The following is a 24045-nucleotide window of genomic DNA, read 5'->3' as shown; positions in this document are numbered from 1 at the left end:
CGGGCCGCGCAAGCCGCGACCCGGTGATCACCCCTGTCGTGCGGGGTCGGCGAGAAAGGCTTCGACGATCTCGCGCAAGTTTCGGTCGCCCACGAAGCCGAGTCGTTCGGCATTGCGGGTCGCAAAGCGAGCGGGCCAGCTCGCCACGATGGCCTCGATGCGTGCATCTGGCTCATGGCTAACCCGTGCCAACGCTTCCTCGCCACCCAACTCACGCAAGGTGTCGAGCATCTCGGCCACGCTCACGGTGATACCCGGTAGCATCAGGCCTCGATAGTCGCCGAACGCCTCGGCGGGCACCGTGGCACCATGCATCAGAGCCTCGACCACACGACCAGGCGACATGACGAACAACTCCAGGTCAGTGGGCACCGGACACACCGCTGCCTCACCATTTAGGGGCTCGCGCAGGATGCTGGAGGCGAAGCTCGACGCCGCGGCATTGGGTCTTCCCGGGCGCACGACGATGGTCGGCAATCGCAACACCCGGCCATCGACCAACCCACGACGGCTGTAGTCGTTGATCAGCAGTTCGCACATGGCCTTCTGGGTGCCATAGGAGCTCTGCGGAGTCAGGGCAGTCATGTCATCAAGTGTGTCGGGCAGTTGGCCGCCATAGACCGCCACGGAACTGGCCATGATCAGTCGCGTGTTCGACAGCTTACGGGCACGACAGCCCTCCAGAAGCGTTCGCGTGGCCTCGAAGTTGACCGTCATCCCCAGATCGAGATTGGATTCAGCCGCCGAACTGACCACGGCAGCGAGGTGGAAAATCGCGTCCGGATGCTCGTCCAGCAGCGTGTCCCAGGCACCGGCTACGGTAATGTCCTGCGCCCGGGCTCGAATCTCGACACCTGCACCGGAGGGCACCGCAGGCGCCGTCTGATCGACCAGCGTCAGCCGCGAAAGCGGTCGACCATCGAGTTCGCCGCTGTCGAGCAGTGCAGAGGTCAGGCGTTGTCCAAGAAAACCGGCGGCACCGGTGATCATCACATGCATGGCGTGTTCCTTGTTGTCGTCACACTATTCATGGCGTCAGCCCATAGGCGGCGGCCCAGCCCAGGCCAGCACGGGTCTCGTGGGCAGGCCGATATTCGCAGCCCACCCAACCGTCGTAACCAAGCGCCTCCAGGCGCTCGAGAAGTGCCGGGTAATTCACCTCTCCGCGATCCGGCTCATGACGCTCGGGCACTCCGGCGATCTGCACATGGCCGATATGCGGAAACTGCGTTTCCAGGTTGCGAATCAAATCGCCTTCGGTGATCTGGCAGTGGTAGATGTCGAACTGCACACGCAGGTTGTCGGCCCCCACCCATCCCAGCACTTCGCGAGCGTGATCCTGTCGCTGCAGGAAGAAACCGGGCATGTCGCGCCCATTGATTGGCTCGATCAACAGTGTCTTGCCAACCTTGGCCAGCTCACTGGCGGCAAAACGCAGGTTGGCGATATAGGTCTTGCGGTGCTCCTCCCGAGTCGCGGCATCGGCCTCTGGTGGCAGCAGGCCTGCCATGGCGTGTAAACGCGGGCAGTCCAGTGCCTCGGCATAGTGGATCGCCTCGATCACCGAGTCGCGGAATTCGCTCTCGCGTCCTGGCAAGCTGGCCAGGCCTCGTTCACCGGCTTCCCAGTCACCCGGAGGCAGGTTGAACAGCACCTGACTCAGACCGTTGTCGTCCAATGCCGTGCGTAGCTCTTGCGGTTCGAACGTATAGGGAAAGAGATACTCGACGCCACGGAATCCTGCGTCCGCCGCCGCTGCAAAGCGATCAAGGAAGTCATGCTCGGGAAACAGCATGCTCAGGTTGGCGGCCAGTCGTGTCATCTCGGTTCCTTCTTGGTCTCGTATCAACGGGGTCTTGTATCAATCGCGCGGGAACCGCGCTTCGAGTTCGGCAACCTGCTCATCGCTCAGGCAGCGGGGGTTCTGACCACGCAGCAGCAGGAACAGCTTGGCCGTCTCTTCGAGTTCCTCGGTGGCATACACCGCCGCCTCCAGCGACTTGCCGGCCACCACCGGGCCGTGATTGGCCAGCAGCACCGCGCTGTGCTTGCCCGCTAGCCCCTTGACCGCATCGCCCAAGGTGGGATCGCCGGGCATGTGGTAGGGCACCAATGGCAATTTGCCGACACGCATCACGTAATAGGCAGTCAGCGGTGGGATGCAGTCGCAGGGGTCGATCTCGGGCAGGCACGACACCGCCACCGAATGGGTGGAATGCAGGTGCACGATGGCCTCCGACTGAGGACGCTCGCTATACATTGCCATGTGCAGGAAGCTCTCCTTGGTCGGCTTGTCGCCATCGAGCAATCGCCCTTCGCGGTCGAGCCGCGAGATACGCGCCGGGTCGAGGCGTCCGAGACAGGCATTGGTCGGGGTCATCAGCCAGCCGCCATCATCGAGCCTCACGCTGATGTTGCCGCTGGAGCCCATGGTCAGCCCGCGATCGAACAGCGATTTGCCGAATATGGCGATCTGTTCACGCAAGAGATTGTCGTCACGCACGCTCATGGCAGACGTTCCTCTCGAAGGGCGTCGAAGGCTCGGGAAAAGAAATCGACACCGCCGAAATTGCCGGACTTCAGCGCCAGTGACAGTGGCGACTCGTGTCCCTTGATGTAGGTCTGGGTCCAGGGCACGCCAGGGTCGATCTGCTCGCCGATGCGCAACTCGCTGATACCCAATGCGGAAACCACGGCGCCGGAAGTCTCGCCACCAGCCACCACCAGCCGGCCGACGCCCTCCGCCACCAGCGCTTTCGCCAGCCCGGCCAGCGCACGCTCGACTAGCTCTCCAGCCGCGGCCACGCCAAGGCGCTGCTGCGCAAGCCGGACCTTGTCCGGTGCCGCCGAGGCGTAAATCAGTACCGGCGTCTCACCACCACCGGCAGCGAACAGACGCTTCCGGGCGAAGGCCAACGCCTGCTCGATCTGATCATTCCCTTCGGCAAGCGCCAGCGGATCCAGGGCGAAGCCGTCATGCGTCGCCAGGAAATGCTCAACCTGACCCAGCGTGGCCCGAGAGCAGCTCCCGGACAGTACCAATGCCGCGCCGCTGGCTGGTGCCAGACGACCGGCGTTATCGACTGCTTCCAGCCAGCCGAGGCGGCGATATTCGGCGGGCAGTGCCTGGCCGAGCCCAGAGCCGCCGGTCACCAGCGGAAACTCCACCACGGCAGCGGCGAGCACCTCGAGATCAGACTCATCCAGGGTGTCGCAGATCACATGACGTACGCCTTGTGCCGCCTGACCATCGAGATGGGTCTTCGCCGCCTCGCCCCCCTTGGCCAGGACCGGGCGTGGTAACAGGCCGACCGAATGCGGCGTCTGGCGTGACAGCACCCGCACCAGGTCGGCATCCGTCATCGGATTCAGGGGGTGGTGCTCCATACCGCTGTCGTTGAGCAGCCGATCGCCGACGAACAGGTGCCCCATATAAACGGTACGGCCATTGTCGGGGAAGGCCGGCACCATCACCGTCTGGCGTGCCCCCATCGCATCCAGCAAGGCGTCGGCTACCGGTCCGATATTGCCCTCATCGGTGGAATCGAAGGTCGAGCAATACTTGAAGAATATCTGTCGCGCCTGCTGTGCCTTCAGCCAGTGCAGTGCCTCGAGAGAATCACTGACGGCATCAGGGGCCGGACAGGCGCGGGACTTTAGCGCCACCACCACCGCATCGATATCATCGAGCGATAACTCACCTCTTGGTACGCCGATGACCTGCAAGGTGCGCATCCCGGCCCGCACCAGGTTATTGGCCAGATCGGTGGCACCGGTGAAATCGTCGGCGATGGCACCCAGAACGAGACTCATGACTCTCCCTCCCGCTGCGCGTCGTTGGCCTCCGGTAGCTCGAAAGCCGATAATCGCTGGTAGACCTTGATCACCGCGGCATCGTCTTCGCGACCGAACCCAGCCCCACTGGCGGCGGTGAACTGCTGCAGGGCACTGGCAGCGACCGGCATCGACAGACGCAGCTCGCGGCCGGTCTGATGGACGATATTGAGGTCCTTGACGAAGATGTCGACCGCCGACAGCGGGGTGTAATCGGCTTTGAGGATGTGCGGCACCCGATTCTCGAACATCCAGGAATTACCCGCCGAATGGGTGATCACCTCGTACAGCGTTTCGGGGTCGATCCCCATGCGCATGCCCAAGGCCATGGCCTCGGCGGCGGCGGCGATATGCACTCCGGCAAGATGCTGGTTGACCAGCTTGACGCTGGAACCGACGCCCGGCGTATCACCGAGGCGGTAGACCTTGGCCGCCATGGCATCCAATGCGGCCTGGCCTTTCGCGTAGGCCGCATCGCTGCCGGACGACATCACTGACAGCTCCCCGGCCCGAGCCTTGGCGGCACCGCCACTGATCGGCGCATCCAGCATGTCGAGATCCATGGCTTTCAAGCGCTCGCCAAGTGCCTCGGCATAGCTCGGCGCCACCGTGGCGCACTGCACGATCAGACTACCCGGAGCCAACTCACCGGCCAGCCCCCGTTCACCGAACAACACCGCCTCGACCTGCTCGGCATTGACCACCACCAGCAGCACGACCTCGCACTCGTGGGCCAGCTCGGCGGGGGTCGGCACACTTCGTCCTCCCTGGGCCTCGAAGGTCTCGCGGGCCGACGCCGATACGTCGCAGCCGATCACCGGCAACCCGGCCTCGAGCATGGCATTCGCGATGCCCATGCCCATCGCGCCGAGGCCGATCACGCCGACTGTATCGTTACGCGGTTGCTGTTCCATCCTGGTATGTCCTCTCTTGTTCTCCGGGGATATCCGCCGCCCAATGTTAGCGCTAACATCATATTTAGAGTATACTCCTGAGGCATGCAAGGTTTGTCGAAAGGAGTCAGACCAATGTCTAACAAGAAGAACACGGAGCGGCGGCGACGCCGTGGCGCCAACAATCCTACGCTCGACGACGTGGCCAAGGAGGCAGGCGTGTCGTCGATCACCGTATCGCGGGTGCTCAATTCACCGGACAGTGTCCGTGAGGCCACCCGACTCAAGGTCGAGGCAGCCATCGAGCGGGTCGGTTATGTGCGCAACATGGTGGCGGGCAGCCTGGCCTCGGCCAGTTCGCGGTTCATTGCGGTGATCGTGCCCTCGCTGTCCAACGTGGTATTCATCGAGGTAATCCAAGGGCTGCAAGCCACCTTCGAGAAATACGGCTATCAGATTCTGCTGGGCAATACCGACTACAACATGCAGCGCGAAACCGAATTGGTTAATACCTTTCTCGGCTGGTCGTCATCGGCGTTGGTGACCACCGGGTTACGCCACGAGGAAAGCTGCACCAGCCTGCTCAAACGCTGGCAAAAGCCAGTAGTGGAAATCATGGAACTAGGGGACGCCATCGACCTCAACGTGGGACTGTCACATTACGATGCCGGGCACTGCATGGCCCACTACCTACTCGAACAGGGGTATCGACGCATCGTCTATGCCGGTACCCAGATGGACGGAAACTATCGCGCCCGACTGCGCTACGAGGGGCATCGCGACCGGCTCGCGAAAGCCGGTGTCGAAGCCCCGCTACTGGAGTGGGCTCCTGCCAGTGATTTCGAGCTCGGCGGCCATGCCCTGGAACGAGTGCTCGAACGCTATCCCGATACCCAGGCTGTCCATTTCGCCGACGACGTCCTGGCCACGGGTGCCATTCTGCATGCCACTCGCCTCGGCATCCGGGTGCCAGGCGACATTGCCGTGTGCGGATTTACCGGTCTGCCGATCGGTCAGGCCATCTCCCCTCGCCTGACCACCATCTCTTCGCCTCGAGAGGCCATCGGCCGCATCGCCGCCGAACAGGTCATTGCACGTATCGAAGGGCGTCCTCTCGATGCCGATCAAGTTGACGTCGGTTTCGAATTGACGATCGGCGAAAGCGCCTGAGTGGCACAACGTCTACCACCTTCATCTCAATGAATGCTCCCCGCTATGGGCGGGCTAGTGCGCTGCTGCCGTGGCCTCATCCAGGCGCAGGATGGTATGCGCATTGGTGGCACTGGTGGCCAGGGTATCCACTACCCCGGTACGCAGCGCGCCGAGAATTCCCGCCGCCTTGGTGTTTTCGCTGGCGATGGCGATGACATCGGGTATGCGCGCCAGGTCGGTGAGGCCGAGCCCGATCACGCGCCCTTGCATGGGCGTGGCCGAAGGCCGGCCATGGATGTCGATGAAGTGGCAGCCCATGATATCGCCCACCGTGCCCGAGAGGCGCGCTTCGGCAATCTCCTGGGGTGAGAACCAGCCCATGCGCACCATGTTGCTGTCCTCGCTCAGGTCACCGACACCAACCAGCGCGAAGTCGGCGCGACGAGCGCGGTCCAGGGTCTGCCTGACCGTGTGGTTCTCGTAGAGCTCGTCGCGCAGCGCCGTGCTCTGCACCAACGCGGGGGCGTAGAGCGTCTCGCTATCACCACCGAACTTCATCGCCAGGCGACGGCAGATATGGTCGGGATTCATATACTCGCCGGCACGCTGGGATCCTCCAATGGCACACACGAAGGAGCATTTTCGCTCGCCCTGCGTGAACACATTGTCGGCGACCGCGCCGACGTTACGCCCCATACCCACGGTGACGATGCTGCCCTCCACCAGACTGCGCGACAGATGATCCGCCACCAGGCTGGCTACCGCCGAACGCTGGGCGTCGGCATCGCCTTGATCCAGCGCGATCAGCGCGCGCTTGATGCCGAAGCGACGCTTCAACTCTCGCTCAATCTCGGCACTGACGGCAGGGTGCTGGCGCACCCGCACATCGACGATACCCTCCGCCTGGGCCCGCTTGAGCAGGCGTCCCACTCGAACGCGGGAGATCCCCAGGCGGTTGGCGATGACTTCCTGAGTCTCACCCTCCACATAGTAGAGGGTGGCGATTTCGGTCATCAGATCGATATCGGCGTTCTCGACACGCTCATTCATGGCATGGGTCCCACAAGACTCGAGTTCTCGACAAGCGGGACACGATAGCACAACCCCACGTGTCGTGATCAGACACGTGAGTGGGGCAACCCACGCTCGTATGTTCTGGCTGGAACATCTTGATTCTACAAGAGCGAACCACTCGCATCTTCATTTTTAGTACGCCGCCGTGAATAAGGTGGGGTAAGCCCTTTCGGCAGGCTCTGGCCACCGGAACCAAGGTAACCGTGCTTTTCAAGACGCCACCCAGCAAGCAGTCGTAGATCGACGGCAAGTCGGTGAAGGTCTACCTTCTCGCCCCCACCCTCGGCTACTCCCACCGGCACTATGTCCGGACCTACCGGCATGAGCACTAATCTGCCTGATTAGCCGTCATGGGGGAGGGGGCACCTTCCCTCCAAAGGATCTCAGAGCACACTCGACGCCGATCATATGTTTCAAACACGATCAAGTGAACAAGAATACCCTTTCCAAAAATACAAACTTATCAGTAGGAAAAACTTTTATAATCAATTATTTGCATTATTATTAGACTAATGTATAACCATGAATGGCCACAACACCTTTGACGAACCACTGAAAACCCATCATACATAGGTTCATTCAATGAGCATATGAACAAAGGTGGATCATGTCCTCTCCCCTGCTGTTGCACGCCGAAAGCATCGCCAAGTCATTCTCCGGCGTCCCCGCCCTAGTAGACGGCAGCCTGGCGCTGCGCGCAGGCACGGTGCACGCCCTTTGCGGTGGCAACGGGGCCGGCAAGTCCACCCTGCTCAATGTCCTCATGGGCATCCTCAAGCGCGATGCCGGCACCATCAGGATGGAAGGGCGCGAAGTCCAGTTCGATGATCCACACGACGCCCTGAATGCAGGGGTTGCCATCATCAGCCAGGAACTCGAGCCCGTGCCGGACATGAGCGTGGCGGAGAACATCTATCTGGGCCGGGAGCCGCGTCGCCGCTTCGGCCTGATCGACCACCGCGCCATGCGCGAACAGGCCGCCGAATTGCTGGAGTCACTCGGGCTGAATCTGGCGCCGGATGCCAAACTCGGCAGCCTGAGCATCGCCGACATGCAGATGGTGGAAATCGCCCGAGCCATTTCCCGGGACGCCCGAGTCATCATCATGGACGAGCCGACCTCCGCCATCGGCGAGCGCGAAACCGAACTTTTGTTCACCGCCATCGAGCGCCTCAAGGCCCGGGGCACCGGCATCATCTATGTCTCCCACCGTATGAACGAGTTGTATCGAATCGCCGATGACTACACCATCATGCGCGATGGCGCCTATATCGAATCCGGCGCCATGGCCGACATCGATCGCCGTCGTCTGATTACCACGGTGCTCGGCAAGGAACTGGATGAGGAATTCGCCAAGTTCAACGCCCCGGGCGACAACACCCTGCTCGAAGTCGATGGTTATAGCCGTGGCAGCGCCTTTCGGGACGTATCACTGCACCTGAAGTCCGGCGAGATCCTTGGCATCTTCGGCTTGATGGGCTCCGGGCGCAGCGAGTTCCTCGACGCCCTGTTCGGCGCCTCCCCGGCGGACCAGGGCGAGGCCAGACTGGATGGCAATAATTACCGGCCGTGCCGTCCCGCCGACGCCATGCGCGCGGGCTTCGCCTATGTCACCGAGGACCGCAAGGGCAGCGGCCTGGTGATGGACGCGAGCATCAAGCGCAACGTCACCCTGGCCTCCATTCCCGAAGTGGCACGCTCCGGCCTGATCAGCGAACCAAGCGAAAACCGCGCAACCCTGCCCTTCGTCGACAAGCTGCAGATCAAGGCCAGTTCCGTGGACATGCCGGTAAAGCAGATGAGCGGCGGCAACCAGCAGAAAGTGGTCCTGGCCAAATGGCTGCAGACCGACCCGCGCATCCTGATGCTCGACGAGCCCACCCGCGGTGTCGATGTGGGTGCCAAGCGCGAGATCTACGCCTTCATGTCCGAGTTCGCCCGGGATGACCGCGCCATCATCATGACGTCCTCCGAAATCCCGGAAGTGCTTGGCATGAGCGACCGCGTCATCGTTTTCCGCAAGGGCCGCGTCAGCGGCGAGTTGTCAGGCGACGAACTGACCCAGGAAAACCTGGTGCGACTGTCGTCCTGACCCTCCACCTACGACTCCCCACTCATCAAACCCCATAGAGGCGAGGAACCTTGCCATGCCACAGCCTACTTCCCTGATCTCTTCCGACCCAGCACCCAAGGACAATGCGCACCGGAGCCTGGCGACCTTCATGAGCGATTACGGCATCGTGGTTGCCTTTATCGTACTGTGCGCTGTGCTGTCGGTGGTGTCGCCGTACTTCCTCGGCGTGAACAACCTGCTCAATGTGCTGCGCCAGGTGTCCATCAACGGCGTCCTGGCCATCGGCATGACCTTCGTCATCCTGACCCGGGGTATCGACCTGTCGGTAGGCTCGGTGATGGCCTTCGCCGCCATGGTGGCTGCCAGCTTCGCTGGCACCAGTGCCGGTTACCCGCTGATCCTGCCGATCCTACTGGGCCTGGGGGCCGGCCTGGCGCTGGGTTGCGTCAACGGCGTCATGGTGGCCCGTTTCGCCATCCCACCCTTCGTCATGACGCTGGGCATGCTGAGCATGGCCCGCGGCCTGACCTACATCTACAGCGACGGCATGCCGATCTCCAGCCTGTCATCCAGCTTCCTGTGGCTTGGCCAGGGCATGGTGGCAGGCATCCCGGTGCCGGTGCTGTTGTTTGCAATGGTCTTCGCCCTGGCCTGGTTCACCCTGCGCTACACCGCCTTCGGCCGTTATGTCTACGCCGTAGGTGGCAATCCCGCCGCCTCGCGCCTGTCCGGCATCGACGTACGCCGCATCACCTTCGCCGTCTACGCCATCTCCGGCATCCTGTGCGGACTGGCTGGCCTGATGATTGCCGCCCGCACTTCCGCGGCGCTGCCCCAGGCCGGCGTCGCTTACGAGCTCGACGCCATCGCCGCGGTGGTCATCGGCGGCACCAGCCTCGCCGGCGGCAAGGGGCGCATCGTCGGCACCCTGTTCGGCGTGCTGATCATCGGGGTCATCAACAACGGCCTCGATCTACTCGGCGTGTCGTCCTTCTATCAGCAGTTGGTCAAGGGCGCCATTATCGTGGTCGCGGTCATGCTCGACCGCTCCCGGTTGTCGAATGCTTGACCCTTCCCCCCAGCAAGACTCAACAGAGGTAGATCACAATGAAAAAGGTCCTCGCAGGATTCGCCGCTTCCACCCTCGCCGCAGCCATTGCATCTCCAGCCTTCGCGGCAGACCCGGTTCGTATCGGTGCCGCCACCTACGGTCTGCAGGGGGAATTCATGCAGCTGTGGAGCAACGCCTTGGAAGATCACCCGGCGGTCAAGAGCGGCGATGTCGAAGTCACCGTCTTCGATGGCCGCTATGACGCCCTGGTCCAGTCCAACCAGTTCGACAGCATGATCACGCGCCAGTACGACGCCATCCTGTTCGTACCCATCGATGCCGACGCCTGCGTCGGCCCGGTCATCCAGGCCACTGCTGCAGGCATCCCCGTGGTCGGCTCCAACACCCGCTGCAACAGCGACCAGCTCGCCTCCTTCGTTGGCTCCGATGACGTCCTGGCTGGCCAGATGGTAGCCGAAGAAGTCATCGACAAGATCGGCGGCAACGGCAAGGTCGTGGTCATCGAAGGCCCCATCGGCCAATCTGCCCAGGTCGACCGTGCCGAAGGCATCGACAGTGTGTTGGCCGAGCATCCCGGCATCGAAGTCCTCGAGCGACGTACGGCCAACTGGTCCCGTGCCGAAGCCCTTTCCCTGATGGAGAACTGGCTCACCTCTCACCAGGATGAAATCGACGGCGTCATCGCCCAGAACGATGAAATGGCTATCGGCGCCATCCAGGCGATCCAGGCCAGCGGACGCTCCCTCGACGACATCGCCGTGGCCGGCGTGGATGGTATTACCGATGCACTGAAAGCGGTCCAACAAGGCCAGATGGCGACCATCCTGCAGGATGCCGCTGCCCAGGCGCAGGGAGCGCTGGACGTGGCCCTGGCAAGACTCGGCAAGGCCGACGCCCTGCCCCTGTCCGAAACCTGGACCACCTATCCGGACCTGGCCTGGAACGATGGCCAGGATGATACCTACAACATTCCCTGGACGGTGGTGACCAACGACAATGTCGAGTCACTGCTCGCCCAGCGCCAACAGTGACGGGCTTCGCCGTCGATCAAGGAGATCGTTCATGTCCTTTCGTTACACCCTCTCCCTCGATGGCAAGGTGGCGCTGATTACCGGCGCCGCCGCCGGCATCGGCAAAGCCATCGCCGAGGCCTATCTCGACCAGGGCGCGCGGGTCGTGCTTGTCGACCGCAACCCCGAGATTCCGACCATCGCCACGCAACTCGCCACTCAAGTCGGTCATGCGGAACACGCCGCGGGCATCATCGCCGACCTGACCGATAAGACCAGCCTCGAGACTGCGGTAACGGAGGCCATCGCAGCCTTTGGTGGGGTCGATATTCTGGTCAACTCCGCCGGCGTGGTGGAGCTGGAGCCGGCAGAGGAATTGTCCGAAGCCAACTGGGACAAGACCCTGTCGGTCAACCTCAAGAGCGTGTTCATGATGTGCCAGGCGGCAGGGCGTCACATGCTCGAACGCGGCGAAGGGCGCATCATCAACCTGGCCTCTCAGGCCGGGCTAGTGGCCCTGGATCAGCACCTGGCCTATTGCGCGAGCAAGGCCGGGGTGATTTCCCTAACCCAGGTGCTGGCGCTGGAATGGTCGCCGCGCGGGGTCAATGTCAATGCCATCTCCCCCACCGTGGTGCTCACCGAACTGGGCCGCAAGGCCTGGGCAGGAGAGGTCGGCGAAGCGATGAAGCAGAAGATCCCCACCCGGCGCTTCGCCGAACCCGAAGAAATCGCTATGGCGGCACTGTACCTGGCTGGCCCCGGCTCCGGCATGATCAGCGGTGAAAATCTGGTCATCGACGGCGGCTATACCGCCCAGTAAGGTAGTCGAGCCGCCCAGACGGGCGGCTCGACTGGTATTTATTGTAACACCAATCAATCTGCGCCGAGCCTATTCCCCAGCCACGATATCCGCTTCCTGGCGATAGCTGCGCATGGTCTGCTGGTTCCAGGTCTCGAAATGCTGGTCCATGGCCTGGCGTGCCAGTTCGCGACGGCGGGTCTTCACAGCGGCGACGATGGCGATATGGGTCTCGTTGGTCTTTTCCTGGGCCACCGGCGACTGCCGCGCCAGCACACGACGCTGATGGAGCACCTTCTTCAACACCGACGACAGGCCCTGGAAGATGATCAGAATGGCGGGATTCTTGGCCATGATGGCCAGCTGCTCATGGAAGTCGTAGTCGGCCTGAAGGCCTTCCATCACATCCGTGGAATTGACGATCTTGTCGCAAAGCGCTTGCAGCCTTTCCAGTTCCGGCTCGAGATGGTTGACCGCCGCTGCCTGAACGATTTCTCGCTCGAACATTTCACGGGCGGTTTCCAGATGATCGACGGAAATGTAATTCAGCCTGAGCGCCAGCTCGAAATATAACTGAATGAAGATTGGCTCCGGCATCTTGAGAAAGGTGCCACTGCCCTGCTTCCGCTCGATAAACCCAAGGCTTTGCAACACCGAAAGAACATTTCTCACCGACGTTCGGTGCATGCCGAAATGCTCGCAAAGGGCCCTTTCAGGAGGCAGCTTCAAGCGACCATCCTTGGACAAATCGGAGATGGAAACGAATTCTTTAAGCCTATCAAGAAGACTCGGATCAATAGCACTCATAAGATTACCCAATGCAGCCCCTGGCAAGGTCACCTACTCCTTTATACAGCGCCTGCCAAGGGCAGCATAGCATCACTTAGTGGATATGCATGCCACCATTAACGTCGATCGTGGCACCCGTAATATAATCGGAAAGATCGGAGGCCAGGAACAGGAAAGCCTTGGCAACGTCTTCCGGCGTCCCCAGGCGGTTCAGGGGAATACCTTCGAGAATTTTCGCTTTCATGGCGTCGTCCAGCTTGCCGCCAGTGATATCGGTGGCGATCAAGCCGGGAGTGACGGCGTTGACACGCACCCCGAAGGCGCCGAGCTCCCGCGCCATGGCCTTGCCAAGCCCAAGCATGCCGGCCTTGGCCGCACTGTAATGGGGGCCGCCGAAGATACCGCCACCGCGCTGGGCGGAAACGGATGAGGTATTGACGATGGACCCCGAACCCTGCTGCTTCATCTGCGGGGTCACTGCCTGGGACATGTACAGCATGCCACGCAGGTTGACGTCGAGGATTCTATCATAGTCATCCGGCTGAATCTCATCGAACTTCACCGGCTGAGTAATGCCGGCATTATTCACCAAAACGTCGATACGACCGAACTTCTCCAGCACCGCACTGGCGACCCGCTCACAGTCATCCTTGCTGACCACGTTGGCGACCAGCACCAGTGAGCGGTCCTCATCAAACATAGCGCGAACTTCATTGCAGGCCTGTTCGTTCACATCGGTGATAACAATGGAAGCACCATGCTCATAGAACAGCTTGGCGGTACGCAGGCCGATGCCATTGATGCCGGCTGCGCCGGTGACGATGCAGACTTTGTTTTCAAGCAACTTGGTCATGACGATTACATCTCCGATTTGATGTCATTTATCCAACGAATCGAGCGAATAATGTTTTCCTCGATCTCTTTCATCGGTACTGCTGAATCCAGCCGCCAGGGCTGAGCGTCGCGATCACGACACAGACGGAAAGGAAGCTCCAGGGAAAAGGGGATGCCCTCTTTCATCAGCTCCCTGAGCAGAGGCGCTTCATCGATATCGCCCCTACCCAGAGGGGTGAAGACGATACCTTCAGCCACTTTGGAACAGGACTTGATATGGAAGTGATCCCCCCAGGAAACTGCTGCCAAGGCATCGGCCAGAGGGTCAATATCCGGACAATGTGACAGCAGATTACCCACATCGAAGTTGATCCCGAATTCTGGAGTCTCCAGCTTTCTAAGCATCGGGGCGATATGCGCCGAGTGGTCGAACAGGTTAGCCACGCGGTTGCCCGGGTTCTCCAGCAGGATACGCATGCCGTAGTGCCTGGCGATGGCGGCCAGCTCATCGGCCTGGGCCAGGAAAATCTCGCTGGAGGCAAGGCTCGCCGCATTGGTGATCACAAAGGAAGCACCCAGAGCGGAGGCGAAGCGGCAGCGCGCCTCCAGCCGCTGACAGGCGTTCGATTCCCCCAGGTCGATATGGCCGGAGAAATAACGGCACTCCTGGTCGTTACGGCGCATCTCCTCCTGCAGCTCTCGGCCGTAGGCGGTGGTCAAGTCGTCGTCGGAGAAGGCCTCGACATACCCCTCGATAAAGGCCACCTCGACCTGCTTTACCCCGCAGCGGGCAAGCGAGGGAAAGATCTCAGGAAAGCCATAACCATCATAGGCTGCGGTACTTACGGACATATAGCTGGCCGTCGTTTCACTGCTCATGACTGTCTCCGCTTATCCCGTCCCATTCAACAGCCGGTAAGTACGTATCACCTGGCTGTCGTCGAGCTTTCCCTCGCCGCGTTCCGAGGAAGCGACGAACAGTTGGTTGCTGGCCATGGGCCAGCCCATGGAACCGAGTCCCGCGAATATCACCTTCTTCATGATAACTTCCTTAGTAGACGATCAGCGCAGGCACGAAGGACACCAACAGCAGCACCACCAGCGCCACCAGATAGAAGGGCAGCAGTTCCTTGACTACCGAGCCGATCTTCTCTTTGGCGATAGCCGAGGAGACGAACAGGGTGGTACCGATGGGCGGCGTGAACAGACCGATACTCAGGTTGACGCACATCATGATGCCGAGCTGAACCAGATCCAGGCCGATGGCATTGGCGATGGACACTAGGGTCGGGCCCAACAGCAGAATGGCCGCAGGCAGATCCAGAAACATCCCGATCACCAACAGCAACAGGTTGATAGCGAGAATTATCAACAGAGGATGTTGGAGATATTCTAAAGCCCAATTGGCAACAGTCTGAGGGACGCCGCCTGACGTCAGGATATAGCCGATGATGTTAGCCGCCGCGATGATCAACATCACCACGCCGGTGGTGATCACGGTACTGGTTAGGGCCGCCATGACCCTTGTGCCATTCAGGTCGCGGTAGATCAGGGCGCTGACCATCAGGGCGTAGGCTACAGCGATGATGCTGACCTCGGTCGGGGTGGCGATACCAGCACGCAGCAGCACCAGAATGAACACCGGCATCATCAGGGCGGGCAGCGCACTGAGAAGCGTCGACCTCATCTCGGCCCGGGTATGCTTCATCTTGAGACGGGGGAAACCACGGCGCTTGCCGATGATGTAGCAAGCAACCATCATGCCGACGGCCAGCAGCAAGGCCGGTATCACGGCGGCGATGAACAGGGAGGCGATGGAAGTGTTGGACACCACCGCGAACAGGATCAGCGGAATGGAGGGCGGCATCAGACCGGCGATGACGGAAGACGAGGCGGTAACCGCCGCACCGAAGGCGCCTGGATAGCCTTCCTTCTTTTGCCAAGGAATCAGCATGGAACCCAGCGCCGAGGCCTCGGCCACCGAGGAACCTGATACCCCCCCGAAAACGGTGGAGCCAACGACGGTCACCTGACCAAGGCCACCGTGGTACTTACCAACCAGCATGGAGGCCAGCCCGACAAGTTTCTGGCCAAGCTTACCGGACATCATCAGGCTGCCCGACAGAATGAAGAACGGGATGGCGAGCAGCGGGAAGCTCTGGGTCGGCTGGAAGATCTTCATTACTACCATGCTCGACGGCACGGAACCGAATACCGAGAGCGCCGCCCAGCCGCTGATGACCAGAGAATAACCCACCGGCATAGCCAGCAGCATGAAGATGATGAAGCCCAGCAACATATGAACAGTCATAGCTCTTCCTCCCCGTGGGAGACCTGGGATGCGGTATTTTCCTCACGACCGGTCAGCAACAGACCGACGTTTATCAAGGAGACGACCGCCAAAGCGGCGAATCCGGCCACAACCGACCAGTAGGCCCAGGACATGGCTATCCCGGTGATGGGTAGCCGTTGCCCACCGGCGATCTCAATGACATTCAGGCCGCGGTAGGCGATCATCCCGAAAGCGATCACGGCCAGGGCGTTGGTGGCGAAGATCACGGGACGCCGGGCGATCACCGGCAGATGGTCGACGATCAGGTCGATGCCGATGTGCTCATTCCTGGCCGCCGCGGCGACGATGGCGCTCATGGTAAGCCAGGGAAAGAACAGGTTAGGAACTTCCGCGATCCAGCCCAGGTTGGTGGACAGGACGTAGCGGACGATTACCCCTGTCATCAAGGACAGGAACATGACCACGATAGACAGGATGGCGATCCACTTGGCTAGCTGGTAGATCGCTGCCTTGGAGCTCAGCATCAGTGAAGTGGCCGAAGCCACTTCACCAACACGGCTCCCCTCGGAGAGCTTCATCACGGCGTCCTCCTGCTCACTGAGCGTCGCCCTGGGCTGCCTCAACGACCATATCCACCAGTTCGGGATACTCTTCGCGCCAAGCGTCATAAACCGAGGCGGTGGCTTCGATGAAGGGCTGCTTGTCGACCTCGTTGAACTCGACTCCGGCCTCAATCATTTTCCCCTTCAACTCCTCGTCGGCTTCAAGTGATGCCTGTCGTTGAAATTCACCGGCCTCCAGTGCCGCTTCCTGAATGGCCTCCTGATGATCAGGAGCCAGAGAGTCCCAAACCATTTTGCTTATAAAAACAGGTGTCGATTCGTACTTGTGAGCAGTCAACGAGATATAGTCCTGCACCTCATAAAGCTTGGATGAGTAGATATTCATCAGCGGATTTTCTTGCCCATCCACAACACCTTGCTGAAGAGCAATGTAAAGCTCGGAGAAGTTCATTGGTGTTGGATTGGCACCCAGGGCCTCGAAGATATCAACCGTCATTTCATCCGGTGGAGTACGAATCTTCATGCCCTCGAGGTCTTCCGGTGACTCGATCTGCTGCACGCTATTGCTGACATGGCGAATGCCGTTATCCCACAGAGTGAGCAGTACTAAGCCCTTTTCATTGGCGACCTTCTTGAGTTCGTCACCCACTTCCCCATCCATGACCCGCCACGCGGTCGGAAGTGAATCGAACAGGAACGGCAGGCCCAGCAAGTTGAATTCAGGCACTACAGATGCAGTTGCACCCTGAGAGTTAGCACTCATCGCCAAGGTGCCAAGACGCATCTGGGAAATAGCTTCCATGTCATCGCCGTACTGAGCATTGCCACCCACATCGATCTTGATCTCACCATCGGTGGACTCTTCGACCAGCTGGGCGAAGAGCTCAGAAGCCTCCCACCTTGGATTGCCCTCTGCTGCACCGTGGGCAAACTTCAAGGTCTGCTCAGCTAACGCCGAAGAAGTGACGACCATTGAGCCAGCTACAAATACACTACCAATCAGTTTTTTCATGAGTAGTTGCTCCAAGTTATCCGTTGTTTTATCAATGTATAAATGCGCATTATGCAAGGGAGCTGTTTACTTTTTTCACCACCTCCTGAGTTGATATCCCATAGCGATCATGCAATGTCGGCAATGCGCCGGCATCCAGGAATTCGTCTGGCAGGCCGATCTGCTGGAACTGTGCCTGAACATCGTTTCGCATCAGCAGTGAAGCAATGCTTTCTCCCAGGCCGCCGACCACAGAATGGTTTTCAGCGACGAATACCGGCTTGCCCGTATGGCGACGCACTTCGGCGAGGATGGTTTCCTCGTCCAGTGGCTTGATGGTCGGGCAGTGGACCACAGTTACCGCAACACCTTTCTCTTTCAGCTCATCGGCGGCTTCCACGGCACGCATGGTCATCAGGCCGGAGGAAATGATCAGTGCATCGCCACCCTCGATCAAACGCTTGGCCTTGCCGATCTCGAAGCGGTAATCGTCGAAGCGATCCAGCACATTGGGCACCTTGCCACGCAGCAGGCGCATATAAACGGGGCCATCATAGTCAACCATGGCCTGGACGGACTGCTGGATATCAATGGCATCACAGGGATCGATGATGGTGAGATTCGGCATGCCACGGAATATAGCGACATCTTCGGTGGCCTGGTGGCTTGGGCCATAACCGGTAGTCAAACCTGGCAGGGCACAGACGATCTTGACGTTCAGCTTTTCCTCGGCGATGGCCATGGCGATGAAGTCATAGGCCCGGCGCGAGGCGAATACGCTGTAGGTGGTGACGAAAGGAATGAAGCCCTCGCGGGCCATGCCGGCACCGGCGCTCATCAGCAGCTGTTCGGCCATGCCCATCTGGTAGAAACGATCGGGGTACTCGTTACCGAAGATATGCAGGTCGGTATATTTCGCAAGGTCCGCCGACATGCCCACGATCTTGTCATTCGACGCCGCGGCTTCCACCAGGGCGTGTCCGAAGGGAGCCGCCGTCGTCGGCTGCCCTTCCGCCGCGATGGAGGCAATCATTGCCGAGGTCTTCAACTTCTTCTTGGCCGTCATTGCACGTCTCCTCACTTGATCCCGTAAACGTCGTCCAGCTGCGCCAGCGCGAGACTCCACTCGTTTTCATCCACACGGATGAAGTGGGTCTTGTCACGGGCTTCCAGCAGCGGGACACCACGGCCCATCAGGGTGTCGCAGATGATCACGCGAGGCTTGTCAGACTCACTGCTGACCGCCGCGTCAAAGGCCTGAACCAGTTCCTCCAGATCATTGCCGTTGACCCGCCAGGTCTCCCACCCAAATGCCGTCCACTTGTCCGCGATCGGCTCGTAGGCGAGCACCGTCGAAGACTTGTCGTCAGCCTGCTGGTCATTGACGTCGACGATGGCGATCAGGTTGTTCAGCTTCCAGTGCGAGGCCGATGCCGCCGCCTCCCAGGTGGAGCCTTCGTTCAGCTCACCATCGGAAAGCAGGTTATAGATGAAGGAGTCGCTGCTCTTGCGCTTTAGACCCAGGGCCATGCCGACGCCAATACCCAGGCCATGACCCAAGGAGCCGCCAGTGATTTCCATTCCCGGCGTATAGGCCGCCATTCCGGACATGGGCAGGATGCTGTTATCGCTGCCGTAGTTCTCGATCTCGTCTTCCGAGACGATGCCCGCCTCGATCAGCGCGGCATAGAGCGCGATAGCGTAATGGCCGATGGATAGCAGGAAACGGTCACGCCCTTCCCATTCGGGGTCATCCGCGCGGAACTTGAGATGGCGGAAATAGGCCACCGCCAGTACATCGGCCACTCCCAGGGCCTGACCGACATAACCCTGGCCCTGAACCTCCCCCATCAGCAGAGCGTTGCGGCGGATGCGATATGCATGCCGCTTCAGCTTTTCCAAATCCCCAGGCTCTACTCTCGATAACGAAGCACTCATTGGTCACCCTCATAATTGGTTGACCAATTCAATGTACTCCTATCTCAACCAATGCAAAATGCGACTTTTGTCTACCAAAGAAAATCACATAACTTGATGTTTATATTGATTATTTATAAATGTTGCGCAGACACAGGCGTTGTAAATAAACATTTGCGCGAAATACCACAAATGTTGACCAATATATTCGACCACAAGGCGAGAACGATCAGGCTGGTCCTGAAGCGCGAGCGCAACGGGAGACACGAGTGAGAGATCAGCGACTGAGGCCGTCAGTGACAGAGAGGGCCTATACGAAAGACGGTCGCTGAAAGACAGGGGTACGCAGACCACCTAGCGAATGGGCCTGGCAGACGGTGAGGGTTCGTAGAGGGCGAGCACCCTAACATACCGAAATACGCGAGATTCCCACTTAGGGTGGGAATCTCGACCGAAGCGTAATGGTGGTGGAAGTGCTGACAGCAACGGCGCCACCTTCCTCGGCGTTTTACTCGCAGCGCTCAAGCACCGGCACCAACGCGCTGGTAATCATGGCCAGGGACATAGCGCCCGCATCCGGCGTACCCAGACTCTTCTCAGCCAGTGGGCGAGCCCGCCCCATCCTGGGCAGCAGGTTGGCGGTGTCCTGCGCGGCTTGCTGAGCCTTTTCGGAGGCCTGCACCCAGGCTTCTACCACGCCCTGACCCGATGCCACCGCCTCGGACAGGGTCTCGGCAAAGGGCACCAATACGTCCACCAGCGTCTTGTCACCGGGCTTAGCCTTACCGAAGCTCATGACATTATCACTAGCGGCGGATACCCCAGAGGCCAGACGCTCGGCGGCCAGTGGCTGTTCGTCACCCAAGGCCTCGCCAATGGAGGTCAGGATCACTCCCCAGATCGCCCCAGAGGTACCACCGGCCTTGTCGGCCCAGCGCTCGGCGGCCCAGCGCAGTACCGTTTCGGCACCCGCGCCACCGTCCAAGGCCTCCCTGGCTGCTTCCAGGCAGGCCTTGCTGCCCCGCTGCATCCCGATGCCGTGATCGCCGTCACCAGCCACCGCATCGATGCGCCCCAGCTCCTCAGCCTTGTCGTCGATGATGGCGGCCAGCGCTTCCAGAGCCGCCACCGCACCGCCGGCGAGCTGCTTCGAATCTTCGCTGGCCGGCGGAATCTCGGGCGCTGTGGCGCCTTCCATTTCGGCCGGGTCCAGCGCCTCGGCGGGCGCCATGCTGCCCTTGCGATAGGCAGGTGTATCCGCCGGCGCCTTCCACAGACGCTCCATCTCATCGTCCAACCAGAACAGCGTCAGGGATACCCCCGCCATATCGAGGCTAGTGACCAGCTCCCCCACGTCGGGCTCGACGATTTCAACACCCGCCTCACGCAGCAGTTCATCTACCCGACGATAGACCACGAACAGCTCTTCGTACTTGACGGTTCCGAGACCATTGAGCACCGGCACGACTCGCGCGCCCTTGAGCTCGACGCCTTCCGGCACTTCCTCGAGCAGGCGCTTGACCAGCATCTCGGCGAGGTCATCGGCGGTGGGCACATCCTGCTCGCTGATGCCGGGTTCCCCATGAATCCCGAGGCCAATCGCCATCTTGCCGGCAGGCACATGGAAGAGTGCATCCTCGGCGCCGGGCAGAGTGCAGCCATCGAAGGCTACGCCAAAGGAACGCGTGCGCCGATTGACCTCCTTGGCCACCGCCACCACCTCGTCGAGGCTGGCCCCGGACTCCGCGGCGGCAGCCGCCGTTTTGAACACCGTCAGGTCACCGGCGATGCCGCGGCGCTTGCCGAACTCGTCCAGTGAAGCACTGGCAACGTCATCAGTGATAGTGACGATCTCGCAGGGAATGCCTTCGGCGATCAGCCGCTCCCGGACCTGGCCGAAATGCAGCACATCACCGGCATAGTTACCAAAGGTCAACAGTACGCCGCCGCCATTGTCGGCCGCCTTGGCCACCGAATAGACCTGCTGCGCCGACGGCGAGGTAAACAGATTGCCCATGACGGCACCATGGGCCAGCCCCTGGCCTACCAGGCCAGCGAAGGCCGGATAGTGGCCGCTACCGCCGCCGATGACTACCGCCACGCTACCGGGCTTGCTGCGGGTACTGCGCACCACGCCACCGGACACCGCCATCAGCTTGTCACGATGGGCGGCCACCAGCCCCAGGCGGGCCTCTTCGGGAAAGTCACTGGGATCATTGAACAAGCGTGTCATGGAAAAATGCCCCCTAGGGTGAAAGGCAGGCCGGTCCGAAAAAGGGTCTCCACCGGCACAGCAGAATTATTCTTTATTGATAAGACTCAGACCTCACCGCCACTGAGGCGCGCCTCATACTCGCTGATCTTGGCCACCTTCTGGGCGGAAGGTCCACCGGGGAAAGACTTGCCCAGAAAAGTAGACACGATGTCCTTGGCGAGTTCCGACCCCACCACGCGTGCGCCCAGGGTCACGATCTGCGCATTGTTGCTGGTCCTGGCCTTGCCGGCGGAATAGGTGTCATGAGCCTGGGCGGCACGAATGCCCGGCACCTTGTTGGCGGCGATCGCCACCCCGATGCCGGTGCCGCAGACAAGGATCCCGCGATCGAAGCGGCCCTCGGCGATTGACTCCGCCACCGTCACCGCCACATCGGGATAGAGGATCGGTTCGGCATTGTAGGTACCGAAGTCCTCTACCTCGTGCCCCAACGAGCGTACGTGCTCGATCAACACTTCCTTGAGCTGGAAGGCGGCCTCGTCTCCACCGATGGCCACTCGCAGCGGCTTGGCTTGACTGGACATGACTGTCACCTCTCTGTGTGAAGGGGGATCGACCTGACCAGAGGGCCATCCTCGACCAGATCCTATGATCAAAATAACACCAGCATTTCATTTGTAAAGCCATTGATCATAAGAACACCCCTTCTTTCCAGCATCGGTCTTGAGAAAAACATTCTCAGAAACCAGAAATAATTATTTAACATCAACTATTTATATGCATTGCGCTTATTCACTTTCTGTCAGAAGGCACCATCAAGACAGCATAATTCGCCCCTATGACGACTTGACACACTGAACACATGCATCGATCATTTGAACAACATAGGTTCAAATATAATGCAGATATTGAACGTCATACTGTCAGGAGCCATGTCATGCCCACCCAACTCGACGCCCTCAAGCAACTCTCCCTGGTAGTCGCCGATACCGGCGATCTCGACGCCATCCGCCGCTACCAGCCCCAGGACGCCACCACCAATCCTTCGCTGATCCTCAAGGCCTTCGAATTGCCCGGCTATCAGACGCTGATCGATGAGGTACTCGCTTCAGTCAAAGTGATGGGAAGCGAGCGCCAGATACAGGTCGAGCAGGCCGTCGATGAACTCGCCGTGGCCATGGGCACGGAGATCGCTCGCGTAGTACCGGGCCGCGTCTCCACCGAGGTTGCCGCCAAACTGTCCTTCGACACCCAGGCCAGCATTCGCAAGGCCCAGGAACTGATCGAGCGCTACCAACGCCACGGCATCTCGAAGGACCGGGTGCTGATCAAGCTGGCCTCGACTTGGGAAGGCATTCGCGCTGCCGAAGTGCTGGAGAAAGCCGGCATTCAGTGCAACCTGACGCTGCTGTTCAGCGACGCCCAGGCCCAGGCCTGCTTCGATGCCGGGGTATTCCTGGTCTCGCCCTTCGTTGGCCGGGTCACCGACTGGTACAAGCAGGCGACCGGCCAGGACTTCACTGCCGAAAATGACCCCGGCGTGCAGTTCGTGCGTGGCGTCTGCCAGCGCGTCAGGCAGGGCGGCTACGACACCGTGGTGATGGGCGCCAGCTTCCGCAATACCGGCCAGGTACTGGCGCTGGCTGGCTGCCCGCGACTGACCATCTCGCCGGCCCTGCTCGAGGAGCTAGACGCCACCCAAGGCGAGGTGGCGCGCGGGATCGTAATGGAAGGCGATAGCAGTCAACAGCCGGCACCACTCACCGAACCCAAGTTCCGCTGGGGCCACAATCAGGACGCCATGGCCAATGACAAGCTCGCCGAAGGCATCCGTCGTTTCGCCGAGGACCAGGAACGTCTAGAGGCTCTGATCGCGGATCGACTGGCAACTCTCTGATCCGTAAAGGAAGCGCTGAATAAATCGGCGAGCATGCTCAAGCGCAAGGCGCCCGGAGCACAGGAACCGGAGCCTATGGGGTATAGGTGAGGATTCCGCGCACCGCGCAACGCAGCGATTGAGTAGCGTAGACATTTATGCAGTGTTTCCTTAACCGTCTGACCCGACAATGACCAACCAATGGGGAAGTCCCATGCCGACTCGCTTTCAACTGGCCAACGCCATTCGCGCCCTGTCCATGGATGCCGTGCAGAAGGCCAACTCCGGCCACCCCGGTGCCCCCATGGGCATGGCCGACATCGCCGAAGTGCTGTGGAACGATTACCTCTCCCACAACCCGGCCAACCCCCACTGGGCTGACCGCGACCGCTTCGTGCTTTCCAACGGTCACGGCTCGATGCTGCTCTACTCGCTGCTGCACCTGACCGGCTACGACCTTGGCCTCGAGGACCTGCAGCACTTCCGCCAGCTGCATTCGCGCACTCCCGGCCACCCGGAGCTGGGCTATACCCCGGGCGTCGAGACCACCACCGGCCCGCTCGGCCAGGGCCTGGCCAACGCGGTGGGCATGGCCATCGCCGAGCGCGCCCTGGCGACCCAGTTCAACCGCCCCGGTCACGGGATCATCGATCATT

General features: G+C 60.5%; 23 protein-coding genes and 1 pseudogene. 7 read left to right on the top strand and 17 right to left on the bottom strand.

Features of this window, described 5'->3' with window-relative positions:
- Positions 1–27: 27 nt before the first annotated feature.
- Genes denD through ltnD form a run of 5 tightly spaced genes read right to left on the bottom strand, consistent with a single transcriptional unit; the run spans position 28 to position 4781 of the window.
- Positions 28–999, bottom strand: coding sequence for a D-erythronate dehydrogenase (denD, locus tag IE093_RS13645; protein WP_189470106.1), 972 nt, complete (start codon positions 997–999; stop codon positions 28–30).
- Positions 1000–1027: 28 nt separating this feature from the next.
- Positions 1028–1822, bottom strand: a complete 795-nt coding sequence (gene otnI / locus IE093_RS13640; RefSeq protein ID WP_189470104.1) for a 2-oxo-tetronate isomerase — start codon at positions 1820–1822, stop codon at positions 1028–1030.
- Positions 1823–1861: 39 nt separating this feature from the next.
- On the bottom strand, positions 1862–2509 hold the full coding sequence (gene otnC, locus IE093_RS13635; protein WP_189470102.1) for a 3-oxo-tetronate 4-phosphate decarboxylase: 648 nt from the start codon (positions 2507–2509) through the stop codon (positions 1862–1864).
- Complete coding sequence (otnK, locus tag IE093_RS13630; RefSeq protein ID WP_189470100.1) at positions 2506–3813, bottom strand: 3-oxo-tetronate kinase; 1308 nt, start codon at positions 3811–3813, stop codon at positions 2506–2508. The genes otnC and otnK overlap by 4 nt, the downstream gene beginning before the upstream one ends.
- Positions 3810–4781, bottom strand: coding sequence for an L-threonate dehydrogenase (gene ltnD / locus IE093_RS13625; protein ID WP_340163150.1), 972 nt, complete (start codon positions 4779–4781; stop codon positions 3810–3812). Before ltnD ends, otnK begins: the two co-directional genes overlap by 4 nt.
- Positions 4782–4862: 81 nt before the next feature.
- On the opposite strand from ltnD, the gene IE093_RS13620 reads away from it, so the two are divergent.
- Positions 4863–5897, top strand: a complete 1035-nt coding sequence (locus IE093_RS13620; protein ID WP_189470096.1) for a LacI family DNA-binding transcriptional regulator — start codon at positions 4863–4865, stop codon at positions 5895–5897.
- Positions 5898–5951: 54 nt separating this feature from the next.
- On the opposite strand, the gene IE093_RS13615 is transcribed toward IE093_RS13620, so the two are convergent.
- Positions 5952–6929, bottom strand: a complete 978-nt coding sequence (locus IE093_RS13615) for a sugar-binding transcriptional regulator (protein ID WP_189470095.1) — start codon at positions 6927–6929, stop codon at positions 5952–5954.
- A gap of 631 nt (positions 6930–7560) precedes the next feature.
- Here IE093_RS13615 and IE093_RS13610 point away from each other — a divergent pair.
- From IE093_RS13610 to IE093_RS13595, 4 genes are read left to right on the top strand one after another with little or no spacing between them, the layout of a single operon-like run.
- Entirely contained in the window at positions 7561–9045 is a 1485-nt protein-coding gene (locus tag IE093_RS13610; RefSeq protein WP_189470093.1) for a sugar ABC transporter ATP-binding protein, read from the top strand.
- A 55-nt stretch (positions 9046–9100) separates the two neighbouring features.
- Positions 9101–10096, top strand: coding sequence for an ABC transporter permease (locus IE093_RS13605; protein WP_189470091.1), 996 nt, complete (start codon positions 9101–9103; stop codon positions 10094–10096).
- 38 nt (positions 10097–10134) lie between these two features.
- Complete coding sequence (locus IE093_RS13600) at positions 10135–11130, top strand: substrate-binding domain-containing protein (RefSeq protein WP_189470089.1); 996 nt, start codon at positions 10135–10137, stop codon at positions 11128–11130.
- A 31-nt stretch (positions 11131–11161) separates the two neighbouring features.
- Positions 11162–11932 (top strand): GolD/DthD family dehydrogenase, encoded by a 771-nt coding sequence (locus IE093_RS13595; protein ID WP_189470087.1) that lies wholly within the window; start codon positions 11162–11164, stop codon positions 11930–11932.
- A gap of 69 nt (positions 11933–12001) precedes the next feature.
- Here IE093_RS13595 and IE093_RS13590 read toward each other — a convergent pair whose 3' ends face one another.
- From IE093_RS13590 to rpiB, 11 genes are all read right to left on the bottom strand, one after another.
- Positions 12002–12718: a FadR/GntR family transcriptional regulator gene (locus IE093_RS13590; RefSeq protein WP_268247403.1), complete on the bottom strand. Its 717-nt coding sequence runs from the start codon at positions 12716–12718 to the stop codon at positions 12002–12004.
- A 76-nt stretch (positions 12719–12794) separates the two neighbouring features.
- Positions 12795–13553, bottom strand: coding sequence for an SDR family NAD(P)-dependent oxidoreductase (locus IE093_RS13585; RefSeq protein ID WP_189470085.1), 759 nt, complete (start codon positions 13551–13553; stop codon positions 12795–12797).
- A gap of 5 nt (positions 13554–13558) precedes the next feature.
- Positions 13559–14413: a sugar phosphate isomerase/epimerase family protein gene (locus tag IE093_RS13580; RefSeq protein ID WP_189470083.1), complete on the bottom strand. Its 855-nt coding sequence runs from the start codon at positions 14411–14413 to the stop codon at positions 13559–13561.
- 12 nt (positions 14414–14425) lie between these two features.
- The gene (locus IE093_RS13575) at positions 14426–14575 is read right to left on the bottom strand and encodes a hypothetical protein (protein ID WP_229803572.1); all 150 of its coding nucleotides are present in this window, start codon (positions 14573–14575) and stop codon (positions 14426–14428) included.
- Between the two features lie 10 nt (positions 14576–14585).
- Positions 14586–15845, bottom strand: coding sequence for a TRAP transporter large permease (locus tag IE093_RS13570; RefSeq protein ID WP_189470081.1), 1260 nt, complete (start codon positions 15843–15845; stop codon positions 14586–14588).
- Positions 15842–16405 carry a TRAP transporter small permease gene (locus IE093_RS13565; protein ID WP_229803590.1) on the bottom strand — a complete coding sequence of 188 codons (564 nt, stop codon included), beginning with the start codon at positions 16403–16405 and terminating at the stop codon, positions 15842–15844. Before IE093_RS13565 ends, IE093_RS13570 begins: the two co-directional genes overlap by 4 nt.
- 16 nt (positions 16406–16421) lie before the next feature.
- Positions 16422–17402, bottom strand: a complete 981-nt coding sequence (locus IE093_RS13560) for a TRAP transporter substrate-binding protein (RefSeq protein WP_189470078.1) — start codon at positions 17400–17402, stop codon at positions 16422–16424.
- 49 nt (positions 17403–17451) lie between these two features.
- Positions 17452–18447 (bottom strand): transketolase family protein, encoded by a 996-nt coding sequence (locus tag IE093_RS13555; RefSeq protein ID WP_189470076.1) that lies wholly within the window; start codon positions 18445–18447, stop codon positions 17452–17454.
- A gap of 11 nt (positions 18448–18458) precedes the next feature.
- Positions 18459–19319: a transketolase gene (locus IE093_RS13550; RefSeq protein ID WP_189470074.1), complete on the bottom strand. Its 861-nt coding sequence runs from the start codon at positions 19317–19319 to the stop codon at positions 18459–18461.
- Positions 19320–19806: 487 nt separating this feature from the next.
- The gene (locus IE093_RS13545) at positions 19807–21531 is read right to left on the bottom strand and encodes a dihydroxyacetone kinase family protein (protein ID WP_189470072.1); all 1725 of its coding nucleotides are present in this window, start codon (positions 21529–21531) and stop codon (positions 19807–19809) included.
- 86 nt (positions 21532–21617) lie between these two features.
- A complete protein-coding gene (rpiB, locus tag IE093_RS13540; protein ID WP_189470070.1) occupies positions 21618–22097 on the bottom strand; it encodes a ribose 5-phosphate isomerase B in 480 nt (159 codons plus the stop codon).
- Positions 22098–22450: 353 nt separating this feature from the next.
- Between rpiB and tal the strand changes: the two genes are divergently transcribed.
- On the top strand, positions 22451–23410 hold the full coding sequence (gene tal / locus IE093_RS13535; protein WP_189470069.1) for a transaldolase: 960 nt from the start codon (positions 22451–22453) through the stop codon (positions 23408–23410).
- A gap of 193 nt (positions 23411–23603) precedes the next feature.
- Positions 23604–24045: pseudogene (locus IE093_RS13530) on the top strand (transketolase); the annotation flags it as partial.

Source organism: Litchfieldella qijiaojingensis (genome assembly GCF_014651875.1).
In the GTDB taxonomy this organism is placed as follows: Bacteria; Pseudomonadota; Gammaproteobacteria; order Pseudomonadales; family Halomonadaceae; genus Litchfieldella; species Litchfieldella qijiaojingensis.
Note: the sequence above shows the minus strand (reverse complement) of the source record. Positions and strands in the feature narration are given on the sequence as shown.